The sequence below is a fragment of the Mycolicibacterium komossense genome (assembly GCF_025822605.1).
Taxonomy (GTDB): domain Bacteria; phylum Actinomycetota; class Actinomycetes; order Mycobacteriales; family Mycobacteriaceae; genus Mycobacterium; species Mycobacterium komossense.
In genome coordinates this window covers 227,449-249,279 of record NZ_JACKTY010000029.1, presented here as the reverse complement: position 1 = coordinate 249,279, position 21,831 = coordinate 227,449, and the positions used below count along the sequence as shown (strand labels likewise).

The following is a 21,831-nucleotide window of genomic DNA, read 5'->3' as shown; positions in this document are numbered from 1 at the left end:
GCTAGTACTTCCGTTCCATCGGCGCGTACCGGGTCTGGACGACGGGCTTGTAGTCCAGCCTGATGTCAGAAAGCAGGTCGCTGCCCTGCTTGAAGGCCATGGTGTGGCGCATGTAGTTGGTGTCGTCGCGGTTGGGGTAGTCCTCGCGAGCATGGCCGCCGCGGGACTCCTTGCGATTGAGCGCACCGACCACGGTCACTTCGGCCAGCTCGAGCAGGAACCCAAGTTCGATGGCTTCCAGTAGATCGCTGTTGAAGCGCTTTCCCTTGTCGTGGACGGTGATTCGCGCGTACCGCTCTTTGAGGGCATGGATATCGGTGAGCGCCTGCTTGAGGGTCTCCTCGGTGCGGAACACCGCGGCGTTGTTGTCCATCGACTGCTGCAGAGTGCTGCGGATATCGGCGACGCGCTCGTTACCGTGCTCGGAGAGGATGTCACCCACCCAGCCGACCACCATGGATGCCGGTTCCGGCGGCAGCTCGACATGATCGTGCGAATTCGCATACGCCGCAGCGGCGATACCGGCGCGACGGCCGAACACGTTGATGTCCAGCAGCGAGTTGGTGCCGAGCCGGTTGGCGCCGTGCACCGAGACGCACGCGCATTCGCCGGCGGCGTACAGCCCGGGCACGATGTTGGTGTTGTCGCGCAGTACCTGCCCGTTGATGGTGGTGGGGATGCCGCCCATCACGTAGTGGCAGGTGGGGTAGACCGGCACGAGTTCGGTGACCGGGTCCACACCGAGGTAGGTGCGGGCGAATTCGGTGATGTCGGGCAACTTGGCTTCGAGGACATCGGCCCCGAGATGCCGCACGTCGATGTAGACGTAATCCTTGTTCGGCCCGGCGCCGCGGCCTTCGAGCACCTCCAGCACCATCGACCGGGCGACGATGTCGCGCGGGGCGAGGTCGACGATGGTCGGCGCGTAACGCTCCATGAAGCGTTCACCCTCACCGTTGAGCAACCGGCCGCCCTCGCCGCGGACGGCTTCGGAGATCAGGATGCCCAGGCCGGCCAGGCCGGTCGGGTGGAACTGGTGAAACTCCATGTCCTCCAAGGGAAGTCCCTTGCGGAACACGATGCCCAGCCCGTCGCCGGTCAGGGTGTGGGCGTTGGAGGTGGTCTTGTACATCCGGCCCGAGCCGCCGGTGGCGAACACAATGGACTTGGCGTGGAAGATATGGATGTCGCCGGTGGCCAACTCGTAGGCGATGACTCCGGTCGCGACCGGGCCGCCGGGGGTCTCGGTGAGAGCGATGTCCAGGGCGTAGAACTCATTGAAGAACTCGACGTCGTGCTTGACGCAGTTTTGGTACAGGGTCTGCAGGATCATGTGGCCGGTGCGGTCAGCGGCGTAACACGCACGTCGGACCGGGGCCTTGCCGTGATCACGGGTGTGGCCGCCGAACCGGCGCTGGTCGATGCGGCCCTCGGGGGTGCGGTTGAACGGCATCCCCATCTTCTCCAGGTCCAGCACCGCGTCGATGGCCTCTTTGGCCATGATCTCGACGGCATCCTGGTCGGCCAGGTAGTCGCCACCCTTGACGGTGTCGAAGGTGTGCCACTCCCAGTTGTCGTCCTCGACGTTGGCCAGCGCGGCGCACATGCCGCCCTGAGCGGCGCCGGTGTGGCTACGAGTGGGATACAACTTGGTCAGCACCGCGGTGCGGGCCCGGGGGCCGGCTTCCACGGCTGCGCGCATACCAGCGCCGCCCGCGCCGATGATGACGACGTCGTAGCGGTGTTCCTGAATTATTGAGCTCATTTCGTCCTTCAGATCTCAGATCACGAGATGTTTGCGTCGAAGGTCAGCAGCACGTAGGTGCCCAGCACGAGGGTGAACACCATCGACAACGCGAGCAGTGTGTTCAGCCAGAACCGCGTCGAGTCCTTGCGGGTGTAGTCGGCGATGATCGTGCGCATACCGTTGCCGCCGTGCAGCTGCGCCAGCCATAACAGCAGCAGGTCCCAGGTCTGCCAGAACGGTGACGCCCAGCGCTGCGCGACATAGTTGAAGTCGATCCGGTAGACGCCGTTCTGCCACATCAGCATGACGAAGAGATGGCCCAGCGCAAGGAAGACGAGCACGATCCCGGAGAAGCGCATGAACAACCACGCGTACTTCTCGAAGTTGGGCATACCCTTGGCCCGTCGCGGGGCCCGCGGATTGTCCAAGCCGGCGGGCCGGTCGTGGCTGCGTTCCAAGATCGGGGCGATGTCGCCGCGACCCAGCTGACTATCGGGGGCGGTCATAGGAACCTCTCCGCCATGTGGATACCGAGGACGACCAGGGCGGGCACCATCACCAGCAACCAGACGATGGCGATGCCGAGCAGCATCTTCTTTTGATGCCGCGGGCCTTCGGACCAGAAATCGATCAGGATGACGCGGATGCCGTTGAGGGCGTGGAACAGGACCGCGGCCACCAGGCCGATCTCCATCAGGCCGACGATCGGCGTCTTATAGGTGTCGATGACTTGGTTGTAGGCCTCGGGGCTGACCCGTACCAATGCCGTATCCAATACGTGGACAAAAAGAAAGAAGAAGATCGTGGCGCCGGTGATGCGGTGCAATACCCATGACCACATCCCTGGATCGCCCCGATACAGGGTGCGCCTGCGCGGCCTCTCCTGTTGAGTCGGCTCTGCTGCCGCTGTACTCATCAGCGCCTCCAACGCCATCGGTGGACGCCGGTGTTCACACTGATCAAACGCCGGCGTGGCGGTGTCTCGATATCACCATCTTGTCGGGAAAAAGTGCATCCGTGAACCGTCGGGTGGACTCTAATCCCATTTGCAGCACCGAACGAACTGCCATATCGGCTAAATGCGCTGTCGCAGCGCGGAAGTTAGGGTGACCTTAATGATGTACCGGCGAGTAGGTAAGGCTTTCGGAATGCATTCAGAAATGGCTTGGTGACCGGTAAATGCACACGCAAATCGAGTGGAAAGTACTGCGGGACAAAGCGATTGAGGTCGCCGGGCGGGCGTACGCGCCGTATTCGCGCTTTCCCGTTGGCGCGGCGGCCCTGGTGGACGACGGCCGGGTGGTAGTCGGCTGCAATGTGGAGAATGTCTCATATGGCCTGGGTCTCTGTGCGGAGTGTTCTGTGGTCTGCGACCTACATTCCGGCGGCGGCGGAAGGCTGCTCGCACTGGTGTGCGTGGACGGCGACGGCACCCTGCTGATGCCCTGCGGGCGGTGTCGTCAGGTACTGCTGGAGCACGGCGGTTCTGGCATGCTGATCGACCACCCGTCCGGACCGAAGCGGCTCGCCGAACTGTTGCCCGATGCCTTCGGTCCTGACGACATCGCCCGCTATGGCGGTCTACCGAGCTAGGGGGAATTGTCGTGACGCAGTTCACATTCGATGCTCCGACGGTCATCCGGACCAAACGCGACGGCGGCCGGTTGTCGGACGAGGCGATCGACTGGGTGATCGACGAGTACACCCGCGGCGGCGTCGGCGACGAGCAGATGGCGGCGCTGCTGATGGCGATCTTCCTGCGTGGCATGGATCGTGGCGAGATCGCCAGATGGACAGCGGCGATGATCGCCTCGGGGGAGAAGATGGACTTCAGCGATCTCCGGCGATCCGGCCGACCGCTGGCGCTGGTCGACAAACACTCCACCGGTGGGGTGGGGGACAAGATCACCATCCCGCTGATTCCGGTGGTCGCAGCGTGCGGAGGGGCGATTCCGCAGGCGGCCGGGCGTGGCCTCGGGCATACCGGGGGCACGCTGGACAAACTGGAATCCGTTTCCGGCTTCACCGCGGAGATCTCGAAAGACCAGATACGCCAACAACTCTGCGAGGTCGGCGCCGCCATTTTCGCCGCCGGGCAGCTGGCACCCGCCGACCGCAAGATCTACGCACTGCGTGATATCACCGCGACGACGGAGTCGCTGCCGCTGATCGCGAGCTCGATCATGAGCAAGAAGCTAGCCGAAGGCGCCGATGCGCTGGTGCTCGACGTCAAGGTCGGCTCCGGGGCGTTCCTCAAGAGTGAGGCCGAGGCATGGGACCTGGCGCGCACGATGGTTGGGCTCGGCGCGGCACACGGAGTCCCGACGCGGGCGCTGTTGACCGATATGGCCTGCCCGTTGGGGCGCACCGTGGGTAACGCCGTAGAAGTCGCCGAGTCACTCGAGGTGCTGGCCGGCGGGGGTCCGGCCGACGTGGTGGAGCTGACGGTCGCGTTGGCTCGCGAGATGGTGGACCTGGCCGGTCTCGATGGGAAAGACCCGGCGCAGACTCTGCGCGACGGCACCGCCATGGACAGCTTCCGCGCACTCGTCGCGGCCCAGGGTGGTGATCTCGATCAGCCGTTGCCGATCGGTGCCCATTCCGAGACGGTGATTGCACCGACGGGCGGCACAATGGGCGATATCGACGCATTGGCGGTGGGGCACGCGGTGTGGCGGCTCGGGGCCGGTCGCGCGAGCTCCGGCGAGCGGGTCCAGCACGGCGCCGGGCTGCGAATACACCGTCGTCCCGGTGAGCCGGTGGCCTCCGGTGAGGCATTGTTCACCCTCTATACCGATAACCCGGCAAGAATCGGACCAGCGATGGCCGAACTGGACGGCGCCTGGAGCGTGGGTGACACCTCCCCGGCGGCGCGCCCGTTGATCATCGACCGGATAGGCACGGGATTGGAGCAGCGATGAGCAAGTACGCCGAACCGTTGGGGATAGAACTGATCCGGCAGGCTCCGAAGGCCCTGCTGCACGACCATCTCGACGGCGGTCTGCGGCCGTCGACCGTCCTCGACATCGCCGCGCAGATCGGCTACGACGATCTGCCCGCCACCGACGTCGACGAGCTGGCGACATGGTTCCGCACGGCCGCGCACAGCGGATCGCTGGTCCGCTATTTGGAGCCGTTCGCGCATACCGTCGCGGTCATGCAGACACCGGAGGCGTTGCACCGGGTGGCCTTCGAATGTGTCGAGGACCTGGCCGCCGACTCCGTCGTCTACGGAGAGGTGCGGTTCGCGCCCGAGCTGCACATCGACCAGGGCCTGTCGCTGGACGCGGTCGTCGATGCGGTTCTGGCCGGCTTCGCCGACGGTGAAAAGGCCGCCGCCGCAGAGGGCCGGACGATCACCGTGCGCTGCCTGGTCACTGCCATGCGGCATGCGGCCCGCTCACGGGAGATCGCCGAGCTGGCCATCCGGTTCCGGGACAAGGGCGTCGTCGGCTTCGATATCGCGGGCGCAGAGGCCGGGTACCCCCCGACCCGTCACCTCGACGCGTTCGAATACATGCGGAACAACAACGCCCGCTTCACGATTCACGCCGGCGAGGCGTTCGGGTTGCCGTCCATCCACGAGGCGATCGCGTTCTGTGGTGCCGACCGGCTCGGGCACGGCGTCCGCATCGTCGATGACATCACAGTCGACGCGGACGGTGCGGCCCGACTGGGCCGGCTCGCGTCGATCCTGCGCGACAAGCGGATTCCGTTCGAGCTCTGCCCGAGCTCGAATGTCCAGACGGGCGCCGTCGCCAGCATCGCCGAGCACCCCTTCGACCTGCTGGCCCGGTTGCGGTTCCGGGTCACCGTCAACACCGACAACCGGTTGATGAGCGACACCACCATGAGCCAGGAGATGCTGCGGCTGGTCGAGGCGTTCGGCTACGGCTGGAGCGATCTGGAGCGGTTCACCATCAACGCGATGAAATCGGCGTTCCTGCCGTTCACGGAACGGCTGGCGATCATCGACGAGGTGATCAAACCGCGGTACGCCGTCCTGATCGGCTGAGTTGTGATTTCGGCGTGCTGCCGACCGCTGAGCGCAGACGAGCACGCCGAAATCCCAGTTCAGGGGGCCGTCACTCCCTGCGCAGGCGCGAATCCACGAAGCGTTCGAGCTTCTCGAACTCGTCGACGACCTTGGCGTACGGGCCGGCCGGCTTGATGCCGGTGCCGTCAAGGACATAGGCGACGAAGGCTCCGAGGGGGCGGTTCGTACCCAGTGCCCTGTCGACGGTGTCCTCTTCGGAGTAGTCGCCGATATCGCGCAGCAATTCGACGGCCAGTTCGAGCTGATCGTTGTCGACGGCGTCGGGTCCGTCGGCGAGATCGTCGGACAGCCCGGTCAGTACGTAGACGTTGTCCTCGTCGACCTCGACGTCGAGAGATCCATCGGTGGCGGCGGTGTGGATGTCGGCGTAGGTACTCAGACCGGACAGGTCGTGATCGTGTTCGTCGGCCAGGTACCGGGCGAGGCTGCGCTCCGAGGTGAACACGCTGATGCGGCCATTGCGGCCGAGGAAGATCGGACGATCTTCGAGGTAGCAGCGCAGCGTGTAAAAGGTGCCCGAGCTGGTCAGCATCCGGACGGGGTCGATTCCGACCTTGACCCAGAAGTCCTCGTCGTCGCCGAGCACCAGGCCGCTGCTCTCGGCAGCCACCTCAGCGGTGTCGACGGTCAGGACAGCGGGCTCATCGGTATCGGAGTCGTCGTCAGTGTCGTCCAGGTCGGGACCGGCCAGCACCTCCTCCTCTTCAGGGGCGGGCTCGGCCAGCTCTTCGGCGGCCTTGGCCGACTGCGCCTCGTCGACCTCGGGGGTACTGACAATCTCGTCGATCGCGGCGATGACGTTGTCCCAGCTGCGCCCGACGATGACGGCGATGTTGTTCCACCGCTTCAGTCCCGCCTTGCCGGTGAACTCGTCGATGCCCCCGTTGACGCTGCTCAGCGTCGGGTTGCCGTTGAAGAACTTGGTCACCGCGGGGAGCTCGCACACCGAACCGATGGACGAAGCGATTGCCAGCGCGCTGGCCAGGGTCTGCACCGATTCTTCGGTCGGTTTCTCTGCGACCAGTTCGGTCACGGCGATCAGGTCGAACTGTCGGGCCTCGTCGGGGTCCAGCTTGTGCGCGGAACCTTCCGTGACCTTCTTCCAGGCGGGATGGTCGACCAGATCGTTGTCGGTGTCGGTGCGCACGAAGGCGACCAGATCCGCGGCGCTGGTGAATGCGTAGAGGTCTTCGTCCTTACCGAGGAACGCCTCCCATTCGTCGCCGGCGTCGCGCCAGCGCGGAGCCCACAGTGTGTAGAGGTCGCCCGCGGTGATGCCGAGACGGATTGGGACAAGGTCAGCAGCCATGCGGCACAGGATAACGACGCCCGTTGAACGGTCTGCCGGTTCCCCGCCTTATCGACACCTGCGACACCTCGGGCGGGGACTGTCACGCCTGTATCCTGGCGCGGTGGAAGGGAGGCTGCGCCGGGCTGCTTTGGCGGCGGCGGCGGTCATCTTGCCGGCTCTGTTGGTGTTCTACACAGCGGGGTATTTCCTGTTCACCCGGCCGCACGGCGATCTGCTGGGCAAAGCCGATGCCATCGTGGTGCTCGGTGGTGACAAGGACGGCCGCATCGACTACGGCCTGGATCTGGCCCGGCAGGGCTACGCCGACACCGTCGTCATCTCGAACTCCTATGACGCCGGTGATCCGACGATCGCCCGGGCGTGTGCGTCGGGCACTGCGACGATCACGGTGATCTGCTTTCGCCCGTCGCCGTTCACCACTCGCGGTGAGGCGATGTTCGTCGAGCGCGCCGCGGCCCAGCAGCAGTGGAAACACGTGATCGTGGTGTCGTGGAACTTCCACCTGATTCGGGCGCGCTACATCTTTCACCAGTGCTTCGACGGGACCGTCACGATGCGCCCGGCTCCGCACGTCTACCCCTACGACCTGGTGCAGTGGACGTACATCTACGCCTACCAGTTCGGCGGTCTGGTCAAGGCCGTGGTGCTGGGGTGCGCGGGTGCTTAGCGTCACGGGCAGCGCGTGCCCGGCGGTGACCGCTTATGGTCATCGGTTATGGATGTCCGCGTCGTCGATCACCCACTGGCCGCCGCCCGGCTGACCACCCTGCGGGATGAGCGCACCGACAACGCCGGATTCCGCGCCGCGCTGCGCGACCTCACGCTGATGCTCGTCTACGAGGCCACCCGCGATCTGCCCAGCGAGGACCTCACCGTCCGCACGCCGATCGCTGAGACGGCCGGTTCCCGGCTGGCCAGGCCGCCGCTGCTGGTACCGGTGCTGCGCGCCGGGCTGGGGATGGCCGAGGCGGCGCAGGTGCTCATTCCGGAGGCCCAGGTGGGCTTTGTCGGCGTCGCACGCAACGAGGAAACCCATCAGCCCACCCCGTACCTGGAATCGCTGCCTGAGGATCTGAGCACGCAACCGGTGATGGTGCTCGATCCGATGCTGGCCACCGGCGGCTCGATGGCGCACACCATCGGGCTGCTGCACTCGCGCGGGGCCGTCGATATCACCGTGGTCTGCGTCGTCGTGGTGCCCGAGGGTATCGGTGTGCTCGAGAAGGCGGCGCCAGGCGCGCGGCTCTACACCGCCACCATCGATGACGGCCTCAACGACATCGCCTATATCGTGCCCGGGCTCGGCGACGCGGGCGATCGTCAGTTCGGCCCGCGCTGAACGAGCGCGGCAGCGTCGGTTTCGACGGCGCGTAGCGTCCCGGTCGCGCGGGTCCGCGCGCTGTCCAGGTCATCCTGTACTGCCGCGCGGATCTCGATGTAGCACTTGATCTTCGGTTCGGTTCCCGACGGACGGACCGCCACTCGCAGCGACGTCTGTGCGTCGCCGCCGGTGTAGACGAGGCAATCGGTGCGCTCCCGGCCCTGGCGCTGCAGAAGATCGGTGACCGCTACCGGGAAGCCGCCGATCTGGGCGGGGTAATCGTTGCGCAGCAGTTCCATTGCCGTGGCTGCGTCGTCGATGTGCGCGGTCGCCGATGAGGTCAGATGCACGCCGTGTCGTCGGGCGAGCGTGTCCAGTGCCTCGGTCACGCTGCGGCCCTGGGCCTTCAGCGTCGCCACCAGATCGCAGACCAGCACCGCCGCGCTGATCCCGTCCTTGTCCCGCACTGCCGACGGGTCGACGCAGTGCCCGATCGCTTCCTCGTAGGCGTAGATCAGGGTGTGGCCGGGCATGCCTTCGTCGGCGCGCGCCAACCATTTGAAACCGGTCAGGGTTTCGACGTGCTGCGCGCCGAAATCGGCCGCGATGGCTGCCAGCATCTGTGAGGACACCACCGAACTGGCCACCACGGTGTGCTCCACGACGGTGCCGGGGTCCACCTGGGAGAGGATGTAATCGCCCAGCAGCCAACCGGTTTCGTTGCCGGATAGCATCCGCCAGCCATGTTCGGTCGGAATGCCCATCGCGCACCGGTCGGCATCGGGATCCAAGGCGATGGCGACGTCGGCACCCACGTCGGCGGCCAACGCGAGCACCAGGTCGGTGGCTCCCGGTTCTTCCGGGTTGGGGAAAGCCACGGTGGGAAAGTCGGGGTTGGGGGCCAACTGTTCGGCGACCGGGTGGACATCGGTGAAACCGGCGCGCTGCAAAACCTCGAGCGCGGTGTTACCGCCGACACCGTGGAGCGCGGTCAGGGCTATCCGTGCCGGGGCGTGGCCGTAGCGGACCGAGGCGGCGCGCTCGATGTATTGCAGCACCACTGCGGTGTCCGTCGGGGACACCGGGGCGCGGGCGATCTGTTCGGCGGGCGGGGCGACGGACATGGCGGCCTCGATCTCGCGATCGGTGGGGGAGATGATCTGCACGCCGCCGTCGAAGTACACCTTGTAGCCGTTGTCGGTCGCCGGATTGTGCGACGCGGTGATCTGGATTCCGGCCGCCGCGCCGCTCTTTCTCGCCACGAAAGCGACCACCGGAGTGGGTAGCGGGTCCGGCAGGAGCATCACCGAAAAGCCCTGCGCAGCAATTACTTCAGCGGTCGCCATGGCGAATTCGTCCGAGTGGTGGCGGGCGTCGCGGCCGACGACGACGGTGGACCCGCCCAAGTCTCGGTTCTGAAGCACGCGCGCGACGGCCCAGCTGGCCCGGGTGACCACCTCGATGTTCATCCCGCCGGTGCCTTCCCTCATCGGGCCGCGTAGACCGGCGGTGCCGAAGGTCAGGGGTGCAGTGGACATCATGACGCTGATTGTGCCGCTTCGGCGTCGGCCAGCTTGCGCAGGACCGGCGCAACGAGCATCAGGAGATTGGACTCCAGTTCGGACAGGTTGTCGCGCATCGTGGCGTGCAGCCAGGCGTCGCGCTCGGCGCGGTCGTCGTCGAGCAGGGCCGCGCCGCGCGGCGTGACCTCCAGAAGTTGTCGACGGCGATCGACGGGGTCCGGTCGCCGCGAAATCAGCTCCTCGGCCTGGAGCTCGTTGATGCTGTCGGTCAGCGACTGCACGCGTACATGCAGGCGTACCGCCAGCTCGGCGGGGGTAGTCACCCCGAGGCGGCTGACCTCACCCAGCATCTCCAGCTGGCTGAGGGTCAACCCGGTGTCCGGGCGGTGTCTGCGCATCTGGCGGGCCAGGGCCATCAGCGACTCGCGCAACTCCGTCGCTGCGGGTGTACGTCCGGACATCTCACGCATCATAACCAAGTTATACCTTGGTATATCAGTGGGAATCACGCAGAAATGCCGAGTTGAGTCGAAATAAAAGCAAGGGCATACTTGTCATCAATGGATGAGTAGGGAAAGAGGTGCAGACCATATGGCCAGGAAAGTCCAGTGGCAGCTGGGGCGCTGGTTCCTGCTGGCAGTGGTCACCGCGGCTGTCGCCGTCTCGCTGACTCACATCGGTGTGCCGTCCGCTGCGCTGTTCGCCGCACTCGGCGTGGGCATCGTCTTGGCCCTGGTATCGCTCGCGCCGTCCGGAGTGCCCAGGCGCGCCGGCCTGCTTGCGCAAGGCGTGCTCGGCGTCTACATCGGCACCATGGTGCACGGTGATGCCATCGGTGCGCTCGGCTCACACTGGCCGATCGTGCTCGGTGTCGTCCTCGCCACCTTGTTGATCAGCGTGGCGGCCGGCGCGTTGATGGGTCTGCACCGCGACGTCAGTCCGCTCACCGGAGCGCTCGCCCTGGTCGCGGGCGGTGCCTCCGGTCTGGTGGCCATCGCCCGTGAACTCGGTGGTGACGAACGGGTGGTCGCCGTGGTGCAGTACCTGCGGGTGGGACTGGTCACCGCGACGATGCCGATCGTGGTGACGCTGGCTTTTCGGCCGGATCGCTCGCACCCAACGCCGACTGCCGCCGAAAATCTCTCGGCGCCTTGGTATCTCAGCCTCGCGCTGGTCGCCGTGATCGCGATCGGCGGTGCCGCGCTGGCCAAACTGGTCCGGCTGCCCGGTGCGGGTCTGCTCGGCCCGATGGCCGTGACGATCCTTCTCGAGCTGACCGGGCTGTCCTTCGGTCTGAGCGTGCCGGTGCTGCTGGTGCAGATCGGCTATGTGCTGATCGGCTGGCAGGCCGGTGTCGCCTTCACCAGGGAGTCACTGCGCGCCATCGGTCGCGCGCTGCCTCTGGCGCTGGGGCTCATCGTGCTGCTGTCGGTGGGAACCGCCGGGCTCGGTGTGCTGCTGGCCCGTGTCGCCGGTCTGACGCCGCTGGAGGGCTATCTCGCGACCAGTCCGGGCGGTATCTACGCCGTGCTCGCGACCGCGGTGGAAACCGGTTCGAATGTCACGTTCATCATCGCTGCCCAGGTGCTGCGCGTGCTGGTCATGCTGTTCTGCGCACCGCTGCTGGCCCGCGGGATGGTCGCGCTGACCTCGCGATTCAGCCGTCAGAGCCGAGCGATCACCGAGCCGAGCAGAGAGCCCATTGCCGTCGCCGACTGACGGCCCGCTTCCAGCACTTCCTCGTGGCTGAGTGGCTCACCCGTCATCCCCGCAGCCAGGTTCGTCACCAGGGACAGCGCCAACACCTGCGCGCCGGCCGCACGGGCGGCGATCGTCTCGTGCACCGTCGACATCCCCACCAGGTCCGCACCGAGAGTGCGCAGCATCCGGATCTCGGCGGGTGTCTCGTAATGCGGTCCCGGCAGGCCCGCGTACACGCCTTCGGTCAACGACGGGTCGATCTCGCGTGCCAGCGCCCGCAACCGCGGTGAATAGGCGTCGACGAGATCCACGAACTGCGCGCCCACCAACGGGGACCGCGCGGTTAGGTTGAGGTGATCGCTGATCAACACCGGCTGGCCCACGCCGAAATCACTGCGCAAGCCGCCCGCTGCGTTGGTCAGGACCACGGTGTGAACACCGGTCGCGCAGGCCGTGCGGACCGGATGGACCACCTGGCGCAGCTCGTGGCCCTCGTAGGCGTGAATCCGGCCCAACAGCACCAGCACCCGGTTGTCGGCCACCGTCAGCGAGATCACCTGACCGCCGTGGCCGGCCGCACTCGGCGGGGTGAAACCGGGCAGCTCGGACATCGGGACCACAGCGGACGGTGTGCCCAGGGCGCCCGCAGCGGGTGCCCAACCCGAGCCGAGGACGACGGCCACGTCGTGGCGTGCGACGCCGGTGCGCTCGGCGATGGCGGCCGCGGCCTGCTGGGCCGCCGCAGCGGGGTCAGTGCTCACAGAGAGGGAGCCTAACGGTGGTGCGATACTGCTGTGATGCCCACAGCCACGGCGTTGAACAATGTCGAGGACGTCGTCCTTCGCCGCCGCGGCGACCTGGTGGAGCTCTCTCATTCGATTCATGCCGAGCCCGAGTTGGCGTTCGCCGAACATCGCAGCTGTGCCAAAACCCAGGCCCTGGCCGCTGAGCGGGGCTTCGAGATCACGACGGCGCCGGGCGGTTTGGACACGGCGTTCCTCGCATCATTCGGCAGCGGCCCGCTAGTGGTCGGGGTCTGCGCCGAGTACGACGCGTTGCCTGGGATCGGGCATGCCTGCGGGCACAACATCATCGCCGCGTCGGCGGTCGGTGCGGCGCTCGCGCTGGCGGAGGTCGCCGATGACCTCGGGCTCACGGTCGTGTTGCTGGGCACACCGGCTGAAGAGGCCGGCGGCGGAAAGGTGTTGATGCTGCGCGCCGGCGTCTTTGACGACATCGCGACGGCGGTGATGGTTCATCCCGGTCCGGTGGATATCGCCGCCGCACGGTCTCTGGCCTTGTCGGAGGTCAACGTCAGCTACCGCGGCCGTGAATCGCACGCCGCGGTGGCGCCCTTTCTCGGTATCAATGCTGCCGACGCCGTCACGATCGCGCAGGTCGCGATCGGGCTGCTGCGCCAGCACCTGGAACCCGGTCAGATGATGCACGGCATCGTCACCGACGGTGGGCAGGCCTCCAACGTCATTCCCGCCCATGCCGAGATGCGCTACACCATGCGGGCCACCGAATCGTCGTCCCTGCATACGCTCGAAGAGCGGATGTCGGGGTGTTTCCTGGCGGGTGCGTTGGGGACCGGCTGCGAGTACGACGTCACCGAGGCGTCGCCGCTCTATCAGGAACTGACCCCGGACGGTTGGCTGGCCAACACGTTCCGCGCCGAAATGGAACGGCTCGGCCGCACCCCGGTGCCCAAGGAATTGGAGGCGGCGTTGCCACTGGGCAGCACGGATATGGGCAATGTCACCAAACTGATGCCGGGGATCCACCCTCTCGTCGGCGTTGAGGCAGGCGGGGCGTCGGTGCACCAGCCCGCGTTCGCGGCCGCCGCGGCAGGCCCCAGCGGCGATCAGGCCGTCATCGACGGCGCCATCATGCTGGCGCGCACTGTGGTGGCGCTTGCCGAGACGCCGGCGCAGCGGGACCGGGTGCTGGCGGCCCACGAGCAGCGGGTGCGCGCATGAGCCTGCGCGAAGGCACGCAGGCCTGGCTCGCCGAGCACTACGACGATGTCGTGCTGTGGCGCAGGCATATTCACCGCCACCCCGAACTCGGGCGGCAGGAGTTCGCCACCACGCAATACGTCGCCGAACGTCTCGCCGATGCCGGTCTCAACCCCAAGGTTCTTCCCGGTGGCACCGGTCTGACCTGTGACATCGGGCCCGAGCATCTGCCCAGGGTGGCGTTGCGTGCCGATATGGACGCGCTGCCGATGGCCGAACGCACGGGAGCGCCCTATGCCTCGACGGTCCCGAACGTCACACATGCCTGCGGCCACGATGGACACACCTCGATCCTGCTGGGCACCGCCCTGGCCCTGGCCTCGATGCCGGATCTGCCGGTCTCGGTCCGGCTGATCTTCCAGGCCGCCGAGGAGCTGATGCCCGGAGGTGCGATCGACGCCATCGACGCCGGCGTGCTATCGGGGGTGTCACGGATCTTCGCGTTGCACTGTGACCCTCGGCTGGCCGTCGGTCGCGTCGCGATCACCCCCGGTCCGATCACGTCGGCCGCCGACGCCATGGAAATCACCCTGCACTCACCGGGCGGGCACACGTCGCGCCCGCATCTCACGGGTGATCTGGTGTACGGGCTGGGCACACTGATCACCGGCCTACCCGGTGTGTTGTCGCGCCGCGTGGATCCCCGCCACAGCACGGTGATGGTCTGGGGTGCGGTCAATGCCGGCGTTGCCGCCAATGCCATTCCGCAGAGCGGCACGCTGGCCGGCACCATCCGCACGGCGAGCCGCGACACCTGGGTGGAGCTCGAAGGCTTGGTCACCGAAATCGTGTCGGACCTGTTGGCGCCGTTGCACATCGAGCACTCGCTGAACTACCGCAGGGGAGTGCCCCCGGTGGTCAACGAGGAGATCTCGACCCGAATCATGACCCACGCAATCGAAGCAGTCGGCCCCGATGCGTTGGCCGAAACCCGGCAGTCCGGCGGTGGCGAGGACTTCTCCTGGTACCTGGAGGAGATCCCCGGGGCCATGGCGCGGCTTGGGGTATGGAGTGGGCAGGGCCCGCAGCTGGACCTGCACCAGCCGACCTTCGATCTCGATGAGCGGGCACTCGGCGTCGGTATCCAGGTGATGGTCAACATCGTGGAGCAGTCCGCCGCGTTTTAGGGATTTCGGCGTGCTCGCGACCGCTCAGCGGTTGGCTCCACGCCGAAACCCCTAGGTGCCGGGCCCGATATTGCGAGCTGGGCGGGTTCGCAGGTCGTGCACATAGTCCCCCGGGGCGCCGGCGATCTCCGCAGCATCCGCCATCACGCCGAGATAGCGGGCCGAGGGGATACCCCCCTCCCAGGCGTCGAGCACATACAACCAGGCGAGCACGGGATCGGTTGTGGTGTCCGAGGATTCGCGGTGCACTCGACACCGAATCTTCTTGTGGACGCCGAACTCCGAGCCTTCCCACCGGTCCAAATTGCTCTCGTCGGAGGGGGTCATGTCGTACAGCACCACGAACACCTTCGCATCCGGGTCTTCGACGACGGTCGCCAGCGCGCCTTCCCAGCCGATGTCCTCGCCGCCGAAGGTCAGCCGCCAGCCGTGCAGCCAGCCGGTCCCGGCCATCGGTGAATGCGGCGCCCGTTGGAGCATCTGCTCGGGATGCATATTCGACCCGTAGGCGGCGTAGATCGGCACGGGGAAAAGCTTAGACGTAAGCCCGATCGCCGGTTGTTGACTAGGTTATGAGCGTGCCAGCCCGCATCGTGATCATCGGTGGTGGACCTGCCGGCTATGAGGCCGCGCTCGTCGCCGCATCCCACGGCCGTGAGGCCGCCCAAATCACCCTCATCGAGGCCGAGGGCGTCGGAGGAGCCTGCGTTCTGCACGACTGCGTGCCCTCCAAGACGTTCATCGCCTCGACCGGTGTCCGCACCGAACTGCGCCGCGCATCGGGGCTCGGCTTCGATATCGCGATCGAGGACGCCAAGATCACGCTCTCCCAGATCCACAACCGGGTGAAGACACTCGCGGTGTCCCAGTCCGCCGATATCGGCTCGCAGCTGGTGCGCGAGGGCGTCACGGTGGTCCGCGGCCGTGGCGAGCTGGTCGACGACATTCCCGGTATGGCGCACCACCGGGTGAAAGTCACCACCCCCGACGGCAAGATCGGCGTACTCAAAGCCGACGTCGTGTTGATCGCCACCGGCGCCAGCCCGCGGGTGCTGCCTGGCGCGGTGCCCGACGGCGAGCGCATCCTGACCTGGCGTCAGCTCTACGACCTCACCGAGCTGCCCGAGCACCTGGTGATCGTCGGCTCCGGGGTGACCGGCGCCGAGTTCTGCAACGCCTACACCGAACTCGGCGTCGACGTGACCGTGGTCGCCAGCCGCGACCAGATCCTGCCCCATGAGGACAGCGACGCAGCCGCGGTGTTGGAAGAGGCATTGGCCGAGCGCGGCGTGAAGCTGGTGAAGAACGCCAGGGCGGATTCGGTGACCCGTACCGAGAACGGCGTGCTGGTGAAACTGGCCGACGGCCGGACCGTCGAGGGCAGCCACGCACTGATGACGGTCGGCTCGGTACCCAACACCGGCGGGCTCGGCCTTGAGCGGGTGGGCATCGAACTGAGCAGGGGCAACTACCTGTCCGTCGACCGGGTGTCGCGCACCTCGGCGCCGGGAATCTATGCGGCGGGGGACTGCACCGGGCTGCTGCCGCTGGCGTCGGTCGCGGCCATGCAGGGCCGGATTGCGATGTATCACGCGCTCGGTGACGAGGTGGCGCCGATCCGGCTGCGTACTGTCGCCGCGGCGGTCTTCACCAGGCCGGAGATCGCCGCGGTCGGCATCTCGCAGAACGCGATCGACAGCGGTGAGGTGGCGGCGCGCACCCTCATGCTGCCGCTGACCACCAACGCCAGGGCGAAGATGTCGTTGTTGCGGCGCGGCTTCATCAAGATCTTCTGCCGGCCCGCGACGGGTGTGGTGATCGGCGGAGTGGTGGTCGCCCCGATCGCCTCGGAGCTGATCCTGCCGATCGCGCTGGCCGTGCAGAACCACCTCACGGTGCGCGACCTGGCGCAGACGCTGTCGGTGTACCCGTCGCTGTCCGGTTCGGTGATCGAGGCCGCTCGCCGGTTGGTGGCACATGACGACCTCGACTGACGGCTAGGGAACGCGCTGGGGCCCGCGCCGGACGATGCACACACGTAGCGTGGACTGCAACTGACAAGTAACGAGGAGTACGCGTGAGCGAGTCGGCTTCCTTCCTGAGCCCCCAACAGCGTGCCCAGGCCTGGGAACGCCTCGGCAACGAGCAATTCGACGTCGTCGTCATCGGCGGTGGTGTGGTCGGTGCTGGCAGCGCCCTCGATGCGGCCACCCGCGGGTTGAAGGTGGCCCTGGTCGAGGCGCGCGATTTCGCCTCGGGCACCTCGAGTCGATCGTCGAAGATGTTCCACGGCGGACTGCGCTATCTCGAGCAGCTGGAGTTCGGTCTGGTGCGTGAAGCCCTGCACGAGCGCGAGTTGTCGCTGACCACACTGGCGCCCCATCTGGTCAAGCCGCTGCCGTTTCTGTTCCCGCTGACCAACCGGGTGTGGGAACGGCCGTACATCGCGGCGGGCATCTTCCTCTACGACCAGCTCGGTGGCGCGAAATCCGTTCCGGCGCAGAAACATCTGACCAAGCACGGCGCGCTGCGATTGGCGCCGAGCCTGAAGCGGAACGCTCTGATCGGCGGCATCCGCTACTACGACACCGTCGTCGACGACGCCAGGCACACCATGACCGTCGCGCGCACCGCGGCCCACTACGGCGCGGTGGTGCGGTCCTCGACGCAGGTCGTCGCCCTCCTGCGCGAGGGTGATCGGGTGGTCGGGGTCCGGATTCGGGACTCAGAGGACGGCGCGATCACCGAGGTGCGCGGCCACGTGGTGGTCAATGCCACCGGCGTGTGGACCGATGAGATCCAGGCGCTGTCGCATCAGCGCGGCCGGTTCCGGGTCCGGGCATCCAAGGGTGTGCACGTGGTGGTGCCCCGCGACCGGATCGTCAGCGAGGTCGCCATCATCCTGCGCACCGAGAAGTCGGTGCTCTTCCTCATCCCGTGGGGTACACACTGGATCATCGGGACCACCGATACCGACTGGAATCTCGACCTGGCGCACCCAGCGGCGACCAAGGCCGATATCGACTACATCCTCGAGCATGTCAACACCGTCCTGGCCAATCCGCTGACGCACGACGATATCGACGGCGTGTATGCCGGTCTGCGTCCGCTGTTGGCCGGTGAGAGCGAGGAGACGTCCAAACTGTCCCGTGAGCATGCGGTGGCCTCACCATCGCCCGGCCTGGTGGCGATCGCGGGCGGCAAGTACACCACCTATCGCGTGATGGCGGCCGATGCGATCGATGCGGCGGCGGAGTTCATCCCGACCAGGGTCGCGCCGTCGATCACCGAGAAGGTGCCGCTGGTGGGTGCCGACGGCTACTTCGCCTTGGTCAACCAGACCGAGCGGGTGGGTGCGACCTACGGCCTGCACCCGTATCGCGTCCGCCATCTGCTGGACCGCTACGGCTCGGCGATCGACGAGGTGCTGGCGATGGCGGCCGACGCCCCCGAACTCCTGGCACCGATCACCGATGCCCCGGTGTACCTGAAGGTGGAGGCACTCTACGCGGCGGCAGCAGAGGGGGCACTACACCTGGAGGACATCCTGGCTCGCCGGATGCGGATCTCCATCGAATATCCGCACCGCGGGGTCGACTGTGCCCGTGAGGTGGCGGAAATCGTTGCGCCGGTGCTGGGCTGGAGTGCCGAGGACGTCGAGCGCGAGGTGGTGACGTACACGGCGCGGGTCGAGGCCGAGGTGCTGTCGCAGACCCAACCCGACGATGCCTCGGCCGACGCTCTGCGCGCGGCCGCACCAGAGGCGCGCGCGGAGATCCTTGAACCGGTCCCGCTCAAGTAGCCGCCGAGAGCCCCCGCTTCCGGTCCGGGACGGTCTGGGGCCGGCGCGGGTGCGGGTGCACGGCGGCCCGGTGCTGGCCGAGCTGACCGAGCGGTTCGGGCCGGATGCCCGCGCGAAAGTCCTTGGCGGAGAGGTACTGTGCGCCGACGGCACGGTCGTGGATGCGACGACGGTACTGGCGCCGGGCGGCGTCGTGTTCCTGTACCGCGACCTGCCGGTGGAGGTTCCTGTCCCGTTCGACATCCCGGTCCTCCACCGCGACAACGACATCGTGGTGGTGGACAAGCCCCATTTTCTGGCCACGATGCCGCGCGGACGTCATGTGGCGCAGACGGCATTGGTGCGGTTGCGTCGAGAACTGCAGCTGCCCGAGCTGAGTCCGGCGCACCGCCTGGACCGGCTGACCGCGGGGGTGCTGTTGTTCACCACCCGGCGAGAGTTGCGGGGCCGCTACCAGACGCTGTTCGCGCGACGGGAGGTGGGCAAGACGTATCTGGCGGTGGCGCAGACGGTTCCGGAGCAGATACCCGCGGTGGTCCGCAGCCGCATCGTCAAACATCGCGGGACGCTGCAGGCGTTGGAAGAGTTGGGTGAACCCAATGCGGAAACCGAAATCTGTTATCTGGGCGGCAACCAGTTCCGGCTGACCCCGCGCACCGGCCGGACGCATCAGCTGCGGGTGCACATGAACGCCATCGGTGCGCCGATCGTCAACGACCCGTGGTATCCGGTGGTCGAAGATATTGCCGCCGAGGACTTCAGCGCGCCGCTGCAGCTACTGGCGCACACGCTGGAGTTCGACGATCCGATCAGTGGCCGGCGGCGGCACTTCGTCAGTGGCCGATCACTCAGAGGTGACTGAGGTTGCCAACCTGGGTCCGCTGGTGCCGCTGCTGTCGCTCGGCAACCGCGAAATACCACGCGAAAGCCGTTGCGCTGGTGGCAAACAGGATGAATCCGAAGAACAGCCAGGGGCGCCGGATACCGCGCCGCATCCCGTCGATGATGGTGAACACGGGCACGAGGATGAGGCTCATCACGGTGTAGTCGACGCTGGCGGAGGCGGCCGCCGGATTGTCGTATCCCAGCACGATGAACTGCTGCCAGCTGCCAGGACCCCAGATCGGGTTGTCGGCGCCCGTCTTGTACTCCAGGACGAACTGGTAGTTGAAGTACCAGCAGATCGGGATCACCAGCAGTCCCGTCAGCAGGTAGAGGATTTCGAGTCCCGAGAACAGGGGACCAGTGGCGGGTTTGGCAAAGATCTGCGGATTCGAGCGAACGATCCAGACGGCGGTCAGTACTCCGAGGACGGCGTGGACGATCAACGAAATCATGGTCTGCAGTATGCGTCGGACTCAGAAAAGTTTTGTCACTTTTGACGAAACTTGATGTTCAGCGCTGGCAGGACGGGCACCAGTACGTCACCCGGTCACCGCCCTTGTCGGTCTCGATGGGCGTCCCGCATCGACGGCATGGCTTGCCTGCCCGGCCATACACCCATAGTTCCCGGCCGGGTTTGGTGTCCCCGGTGGTGGTCCGGTTGACCCGAGATCGGTTGGCCCACAACATCTGCTGTGCGCGGGTCACGAGGCGGAGCGGATTCTTGACCTCCGTCACCGCAGTGGTCGGGCGCAGTCCCACGACGAAGCACAGCTCGTTGGCGTACACATTGCCGACCCCGGCCATCACCCGCTGGTCCAACAGCGTCTCGGCCAACGGTCGATCCGGGTCGGCGCACAGGTTCTCGACGGCCGTCGCTGCCGACCAGTCGTCGCCGAGCAGATCGGGCCCGAGGTAAGCGACAGCGTCCATGTCGGCTTTGCGGTCGAGGATTTCCAGTACACCCAGATCGACGCCGGATGCCCGGCAATCAGCGGTCTCCAGGATGATCCGCACGGTGTGCTGGGGGACGCGCAGCGCGCCGAGCTGCCAGCTGCCGTCCATCTTCAGATGCGAATGAATGCTGGCCGGACCCACCCTGACGAACAGGTGTTTGCCGCGACTGACCACCTCGTCGACGATCTCACCGGTCAGATCGACGGTCGCGTAGCGCGGGACCCGCACGTCGCACCGCGTCAATGCCTTGCCCACCAGGGCGGTACGAAGCTTCTCTGCCGTGCGGAAGACGGTGTCGCCTTCGGGCATGGATACGACGGTACCTTCGGCGATCGGACCGTTGCGCGTGGGCAAGGTCACAGAGTCGGTCTTTTCCGGCCGGGGAACTCTCGCGGCACCAGATTAGTTAAGTGAGCTAAGCAGAGCGACCATCAGAGGAGAGTTTCGTGGCACGGACCGACGACGACAGCTGGGATCTTGCGTCCAGTGTGGGTGCAACCGCCACCATGGTGGCCGCTGCACGCGCCATCGCCACCAAGAACAAGGTCATCGACGACCCCTTCGCTGAACCCTTGGTCCGCGCCGTCGGTGTCGATTTCTTGACCAAGTGGGCCACGGGGGAGTTCGTCGGCGTAGACCTCGACGTGGCGGGTTCCGGTTTCGGGCTGGCGCAGATGCCTGCTGCGATGGCAGCCCGGACGCGTTACTTCGACACCTTCTTCGCCGACGCCGCAGCCGCAGGTATTCGGCAGGCGGTGATTCTCGCCTCTGGGCTGGACGCGCGCGCCTACCGGCTCAGCTGGCCCGCCGATATGGTGGTTTTCGAGATCGACCAGCCCGAGGTCATCGAGTTCAAGCAGACCACGCTGGCCGGCTTGGGTGCCGAGCCCACAACAGATGTCCGCGCTGTGGCGGTCGACCTGCGCAACGATTGGCCTGCCGCGCTGCAGAGCGCGGGGTTCGATCCGGCGAAGCCGTCAGCGTGGATCGCCGAAGGTCTGTTCGGATATCTGCCGCCGGAAGCGCAGGACCGGCTGCTCGACGCCGTGACCGAGCTGGGGGTATCGGGCAGTCGGATCGCGACCGAGGCGGTGCCCAACAATCCACAGTTCGATCTGGATGCGGTCAGGGAGAAGATGCGCGAGGCGACCGAGAAGTGGCGCAAGCACGGATTCGACCTTGACTTCAGCGAGCTCGGCTTCGACGGCGAACGCCATGACGTGGGTGCGTACCTCGCTGCGCGCGGCTGGACTTCCGTCGGCACCCCCATGGGGGAACTGTTGGCGGCCAACGGTTTCGACGGAATCCCGGAGACCGGGGACGACCAGCCCACGATGAACGGCGTCACCTATTACACCTCGACATTGGCGCGCTGACCAGC

Annotated in this window: 22 protein-coding genes; 12 read left to right on the top strand and 10 right to left on the bottom strand. The window is 66.5% G+C overall.

Translation table 11 applies throughout. The annotated features are described in order from the left end of the window. Position 1: 1 nt before the first annotated feature. The 3 genes from sdhA to sdhC are packed head-to-tail and all read right to left on the bottom strand — an operon-like array spanning position 2 to position 2,663. Positions 2-1,756 carry a succinate dehydrogenase flavoprotein subunit gene (gene sdhA, locus H7J73_RS14635; RefSeq protein WP_264068526.1) on the bottom strand — a complete coding sequence of 585 codons (1,755 nt, stop codon included), beginning with the start codon at positions 1,754-1,756 and terminating at the stop codon, positions 2-4. A gap of 29 nt (positions 1,757-1,785) precedes the next feature. After that, complete coding sequence (locus H7J73_RS14630; protein WP_264068175.1) at positions 1,786-2,253, bottom strand: succinate dehydrogenase hydrophobic membrane anchor subunit; 468 nt, start codon at positions 2,251-2,253, stop codon at positions 1,786-1,788. Further along, positions 2,250-2,663, bottom strand: coding sequence for a succinate dehydrogenase, cytochrome b556 subunit (gene sdhC, locus H7J73_RS14625; RefSeq protein WP_264068174.1), 414 nt, complete (start codon positions 2,661-2,663; stop codon positions 2,250-2,252). The genes H7J73_RS14630 and sdhC overlap by 4 nt, the downstream gene beginning before the upstream one ends. Positions 2,664-2,926: 263 nt before the next feature. Here sdhC and H7J73_RS14620 point away from each other — a divergent pair, with 263 nt between their 5' ends. The 3 genes from H7J73_RS14620 to H7J73_RS14610 are packed head-to-tail and all read left to right on the top strand — an operon-like array spanning position 2,927 to position 5,762. Continuing rightward, positions 2,927-3,340 carry a cytidine deaminase gene (locus H7J73_RS14620; protein ID WP_264068173.1) on the top strand — a complete coding sequence of 138 codons (414 nt, stop codon included), beginning with the start codon at positions 2,927-2,929 and terminating at the stop codon, positions 3,338-3,340. An 11-nt stretch (positions 3,341-3,351) separates the two neighbouring features. After that, entirely contained in the window at positions 3,352-4,668 is a 1,317-nt protein-coding gene (locus H7J73_RS14615; RefSeq protein WP_264068172.1) for a thymidine phosphorylase, read from the top strand. Then, complete coding sequence (locus tag H7J73_RS14610; RefSeq protein ID WP_264068171.1) at positions 4,665-5,762, top strand: adenosine deaminase; 1,098 nt, start codon at positions 4,665-4,667, stop codon at positions 5,760-5,762. The genes H7J73_RS14615 and H7J73_RS14610 overlap by 4 nt, the downstream gene beginning before the upstream one ends. Positions 5,763-5,832: 70 nt before the next feature. Here H7J73_RS14610 and satS read toward each other — a convergent pair whose 3' ends face one another. Continuing rightward, the gene (gene satS / locus H7J73_RS14605) at positions 5,833-7,113 is read right to left on the bottom strand and encodes a protein export chaperone SatS (RefSeq protein ID WP_264068170.1); all 1,281 of its coding nucleotides are present in this window, start codon (positions 7,111-7,113) and stop codon (positions 5,833-5,835) included. A 103-nt stretch (positions 7,114-7,216) separates the two neighbouring features. On the opposite strand from satS, the gene H7J73_RS14600 reads away from it, so the two are divergent. Both H7J73_RS14600 and upp read left to right on the top strand, forming a co-directional pair. Beyond that, on the top strand, positions 7,217-7,783 hold the full coding sequence (locus tag H7J73_RS14600) for a YdcF family protein (RefSeq protein WP_264068169.1): 567 nt from the start codon (positions 7,217-7,219) through the stop codon (positions 7,781-7,783). A gap of 48 nt (positions 7,784-7,831) precedes the next feature. Further along, positions 7,832-8,455, top strand: a complete 624-nt coding sequence (upp, locus tag H7J73_RS14595; protein ID WP_264068168.1) for a uracil phosphoribosyltransferase — start codon at positions 7,832-7,834, stop codon at positions 8,453-8,455. On the opposite strand, the gene H7J73_RS14590 is transcribed toward upp, so the two are convergent. Together H7J73_RS14590 and H7J73_RS14585 are read right to left on the bottom strand one after the other, a co-directional pair. Further along, the gene (locus H7J73_RS14590) at positions 8,437-10,092 is read right to left on the bottom strand and encodes a phospho-sugar mutase (protein WP_435405508.1); all 1,656 of its coding nucleotides are present in this window, start codon (positions 10,090-10,092) and stop codon (positions 8,437-8,439) included. The two genes, upp and H7J73_RS14590, sit on opposite strands and share 19 nt — an antisense overlap. Next, complete coding sequence (locus tag H7J73_RS14585; RefSeq protein ID WP_264068166.1) at positions 9,975-10,421, bottom strand: MarR family transcriptional regulator; 447 nt, start codon at positions 10,419-10,421, stop codon at positions 9,975-9,977. The genes H7J73_RS14590 and H7J73_RS14585 overlap by 118 nt, the downstream gene beginning before the upstream one ends. 130 nt (positions 10,422-10,551) lie before the next feature. On the opposite strand from H7J73_RS14585, the gene H7J73_RS14580 reads away from it, so the two are divergent. Then, on the top strand, positions 10,552-11,679 hold the full coding sequence (locus tag H7J73_RS14580) for an AbrB family protein (protein WP_264068165.1): 1,128 nt from the start codon (positions 10,552-10,554) through the stop codon (positions 11,677-11,679). On the opposite strand, the gene H7J73_RS14575 is transcribed toward H7J73_RS14580, so the two are convergent. Next, complete coding sequence (locus H7J73_RS14575; RefSeq protein ID WP_264068164.1) at positions 11,625-12,422, bottom strand: purine-nucleoside phosphorylase; 798 nt, start codon at positions 12,420-12,422, stop codon at positions 11,625-11,627. The two genes, H7J73_RS14580 and H7J73_RS14575, sit on opposite strands and share 55 nt — an antisense overlap. A 36-nt stretch (positions 12,423-12,458) precedes the next feature. On the opposite strand from H7J73_RS14575, the gene H7J73_RS14570 reads away from it, so the two are divergent. Both H7J73_RS14570 and H7J73_RS14565 read left to right on the top strand, forming a co-directional pair. Next, positions 12,459-13,643, top strand: a complete 1,185-nt coding sequence (locus H7J73_RS14570) for an amidohydrolase (RefSeq protein ID WP_264068163.1) — start codon at positions 12,459-12,461, stop codon at positions 13,641-13,643. Then, positions 13,640-14,809, top strand: coding sequence for a M20 family metallopeptidase (locus H7J73_RS14565; protein ID WP_264068162.1), 1,170 nt, complete (start codon positions 13,640-13,642; stop codon positions 14,807-14,809). The genes H7J73_RS14570 and H7J73_RS14565 overlap by 4 nt, the downstream gene beginning before the upstream one ends. A 51-nt stretch (positions 14,810-14,860) precedes the next feature. Here H7J73_RS14565 and H7J73_RS14560 read toward each other — a convergent pair whose 3' ends face one another. Beyond that, the gene (locus tag H7J73_RS14560; protein ID WP_264068161.1) at positions 14,861-15,334 is read right to left on the bottom strand and encodes a gamma-glutamylcyclotransferase family protein; all 474 of its coding nucleotides are present in this window, start codon (positions 15,332-15,334) and stop codon (positions 14,861-14,863) included. Between the two features lie 53 nt (positions 15,335-15,387). On the opposite strand from H7J73_RS14560, the gene H7J73_RS14555 reads away from it, so the two are divergent. From H7J73_RS14555 to H7J73_RS14545, 3 genes are all read left to right on the top strand, one after another. Continuing rightward, the gene (locus H7J73_RS14555; RefSeq protein WP_264068160.1) at positions 15,388-16,803 is read left to right on the top strand and encodes an NAD(P)H-quinone dehydrogenase; all 1,416 of its coding nucleotides are present in this window, start codon (positions 15,388-15,390) and stop codon (positions 16,801-16,803) included. Positions 16,804-16,886: 83 nt separating this feature from the next. Next, positions 16,887-18,611, top strand: coding sequence for a glycerol-3-phosphate dehydrogenase/oxidase (locus H7J73_RS14550; protein WP_264068157.1), 1,725 nt, complete (start codon positions 16,887-16,889; stop codon positions 18,609-18,611). Further along, positions 18,589-19,473: a pseudouridine synthase gene (locus H7J73_RS14545; RefSeq protein ID WP_264068155.1), complete on the top strand. Its 885-nt coding sequence runs from the start codon at positions 18,589-18,591 to the stop codon at positions 19,471-19,473. The genes H7J73_RS14550 and H7J73_RS14545 overlap by 23 nt, the downstream gene beginning before the upstream one ends. On the opposite strand, the gene H7J73_RS14540 is transcribed toward H7J73_RS14545, so the two are convergent. Together H7J73_RS14540 and nei2 are read right to left on the bottom strand one after the other, a co-directional pair. Next, positions 19,460-19,948 carry a DUF2834 domain-containing protein gene (locus H7J73_RS14540; RefSeq protein ID WP_264068154.1) on the bottom strand — a complete coding sequence of 163 codons (489 nt, stop codon included), beginning with the start codon at positions 19,946-19,948 and terminating at the stop codon, positions 19,460-19,462. The two genes, H7J73_RS14545 and H7J73_RS14540, sit on opposite strands and share 14 nt — an antisense overlap. A 58-nt stretch (positions 19,949-20,006) precedes the next feature. After that, the gene (gene nei2, locus H7J73_RS14535; protein WP_264068525.1) at positions 20,007-20,759 is read right to left on the bottom strand and encodes an endonuclease VIII Nei2; all 753 of its coding nucleotides are present in this window, start codon (positions 20,757-20,759) and stop codon (positions 20,007-20,009) included. Between the two features lie 137 nt (positions 20,760-20,896). Here nei2 and H7J73_RS14530 point away from each other — a divergent pair, with 137 nt between their 5' ends. Then, a complete protein-coding gene (locus tag H7J73_RS14530; RefSeq protein ID WP_264068153.1) occupies positions 20,897-21,826 on the top strand; it encodes an SAM-dependent methyltransferase in 930 nt (309 codons plus the stop codon). The last annotated feature ends 5 nt before the right edge of the window (positions 21,827-21,831 follow it).

What these genes read in the sequence shown, in the direction of transcription:
- H7J73_RS14610 (WP_264068171.1), top strand. Translation starts at nt 4,665, where the DNA reads ATGAGCAAGTACGCCGAACCGTTGGGGATAGAACTGATCCGGCAGGCT.
- H7J73_RS14565 (WP_264068162.1), top strand. Translation starts at nt 13,640, where the DNA reads ATGAGCCTGCGCGAAGGCACGCAGGCCTGGCTCGCCGAGCACTACGAC.
- H7J73_RS14630 (WP_264068175.1), bottom strand. Translation starts at nt 2,253, where the DNA reads ATGACCGCCCCCGATAGTCAGCTGGGTCGCGGCGACATCGCCCCGATC.
- nei2 (WP_264068525.1), bottom strand. Translation starts at nt 20,759, where the DNA reads ATGCCCGAAGGCGACACCGTCTTCCGCACGGCAGAGAAGCTTCGTACC.
- H7J73_RS14585 (WP_264068166.1), bottom strand. Translation starts at nt 10,421, where the DNA reads ATGTCCGGACGTACACCCGCAGCGACGGAGTTGCGCGAGTCGCTGATG.
- satS (WP_264068170.1), bottom strand. Translation starts at nt 7,113, where the DNA reads ATGGCTGCTGACCTTGTCCCAATCCGTCTCGGCATCACCGCGGGCGAC.
- H7J73_RS14540 (WP_264068154.1), bottom strand. Translation starts at nt 19,948, where the DNA reads ATGATTTCGTTGATCGTCCACGCCGTCCTCGGAGTACTGACCGCCGTC.
- H7J73_RS14580 (WP_264068165.1), top strand. Translation starts at nt 10,552, where the DNA reads ATGGCCAGGAAAGTCCAGTGGCAGCTGGGGCGCTGGTTCCTGCTGGCA.
- upp (WP_264068168.1), top strand. Translation starts at nt 7,832, where the DNA reads ATGGATGTCCGCGTCGTCGATCACCCACTGGCCGCCGCCCGGCTGACC.
- H7J73_RS14620 (WP_264068173.1), top strand. Translation starts at nt 2,927, where the DNA reads ATGCACACGCAAATCGAGTGGAAAGTACTGCGGGACAAAGCGATTGAG.
- H7J73_RS14570 (WP_264068163.1), top strand. Translation starts at nt 12,459, where the DNA reads ATGCCCACAGCCACGGCGTTGAACAATGTCGAGGACGTCGTCCTTCGC.
- sdhC (WP_264068174.1), bottom strand. Translation starts at nt 2,663, where the DNA reads ATGAGTACAGCGGCAGCAGAGCCGACTCAACAGGAGAGGCCGCGCAGG.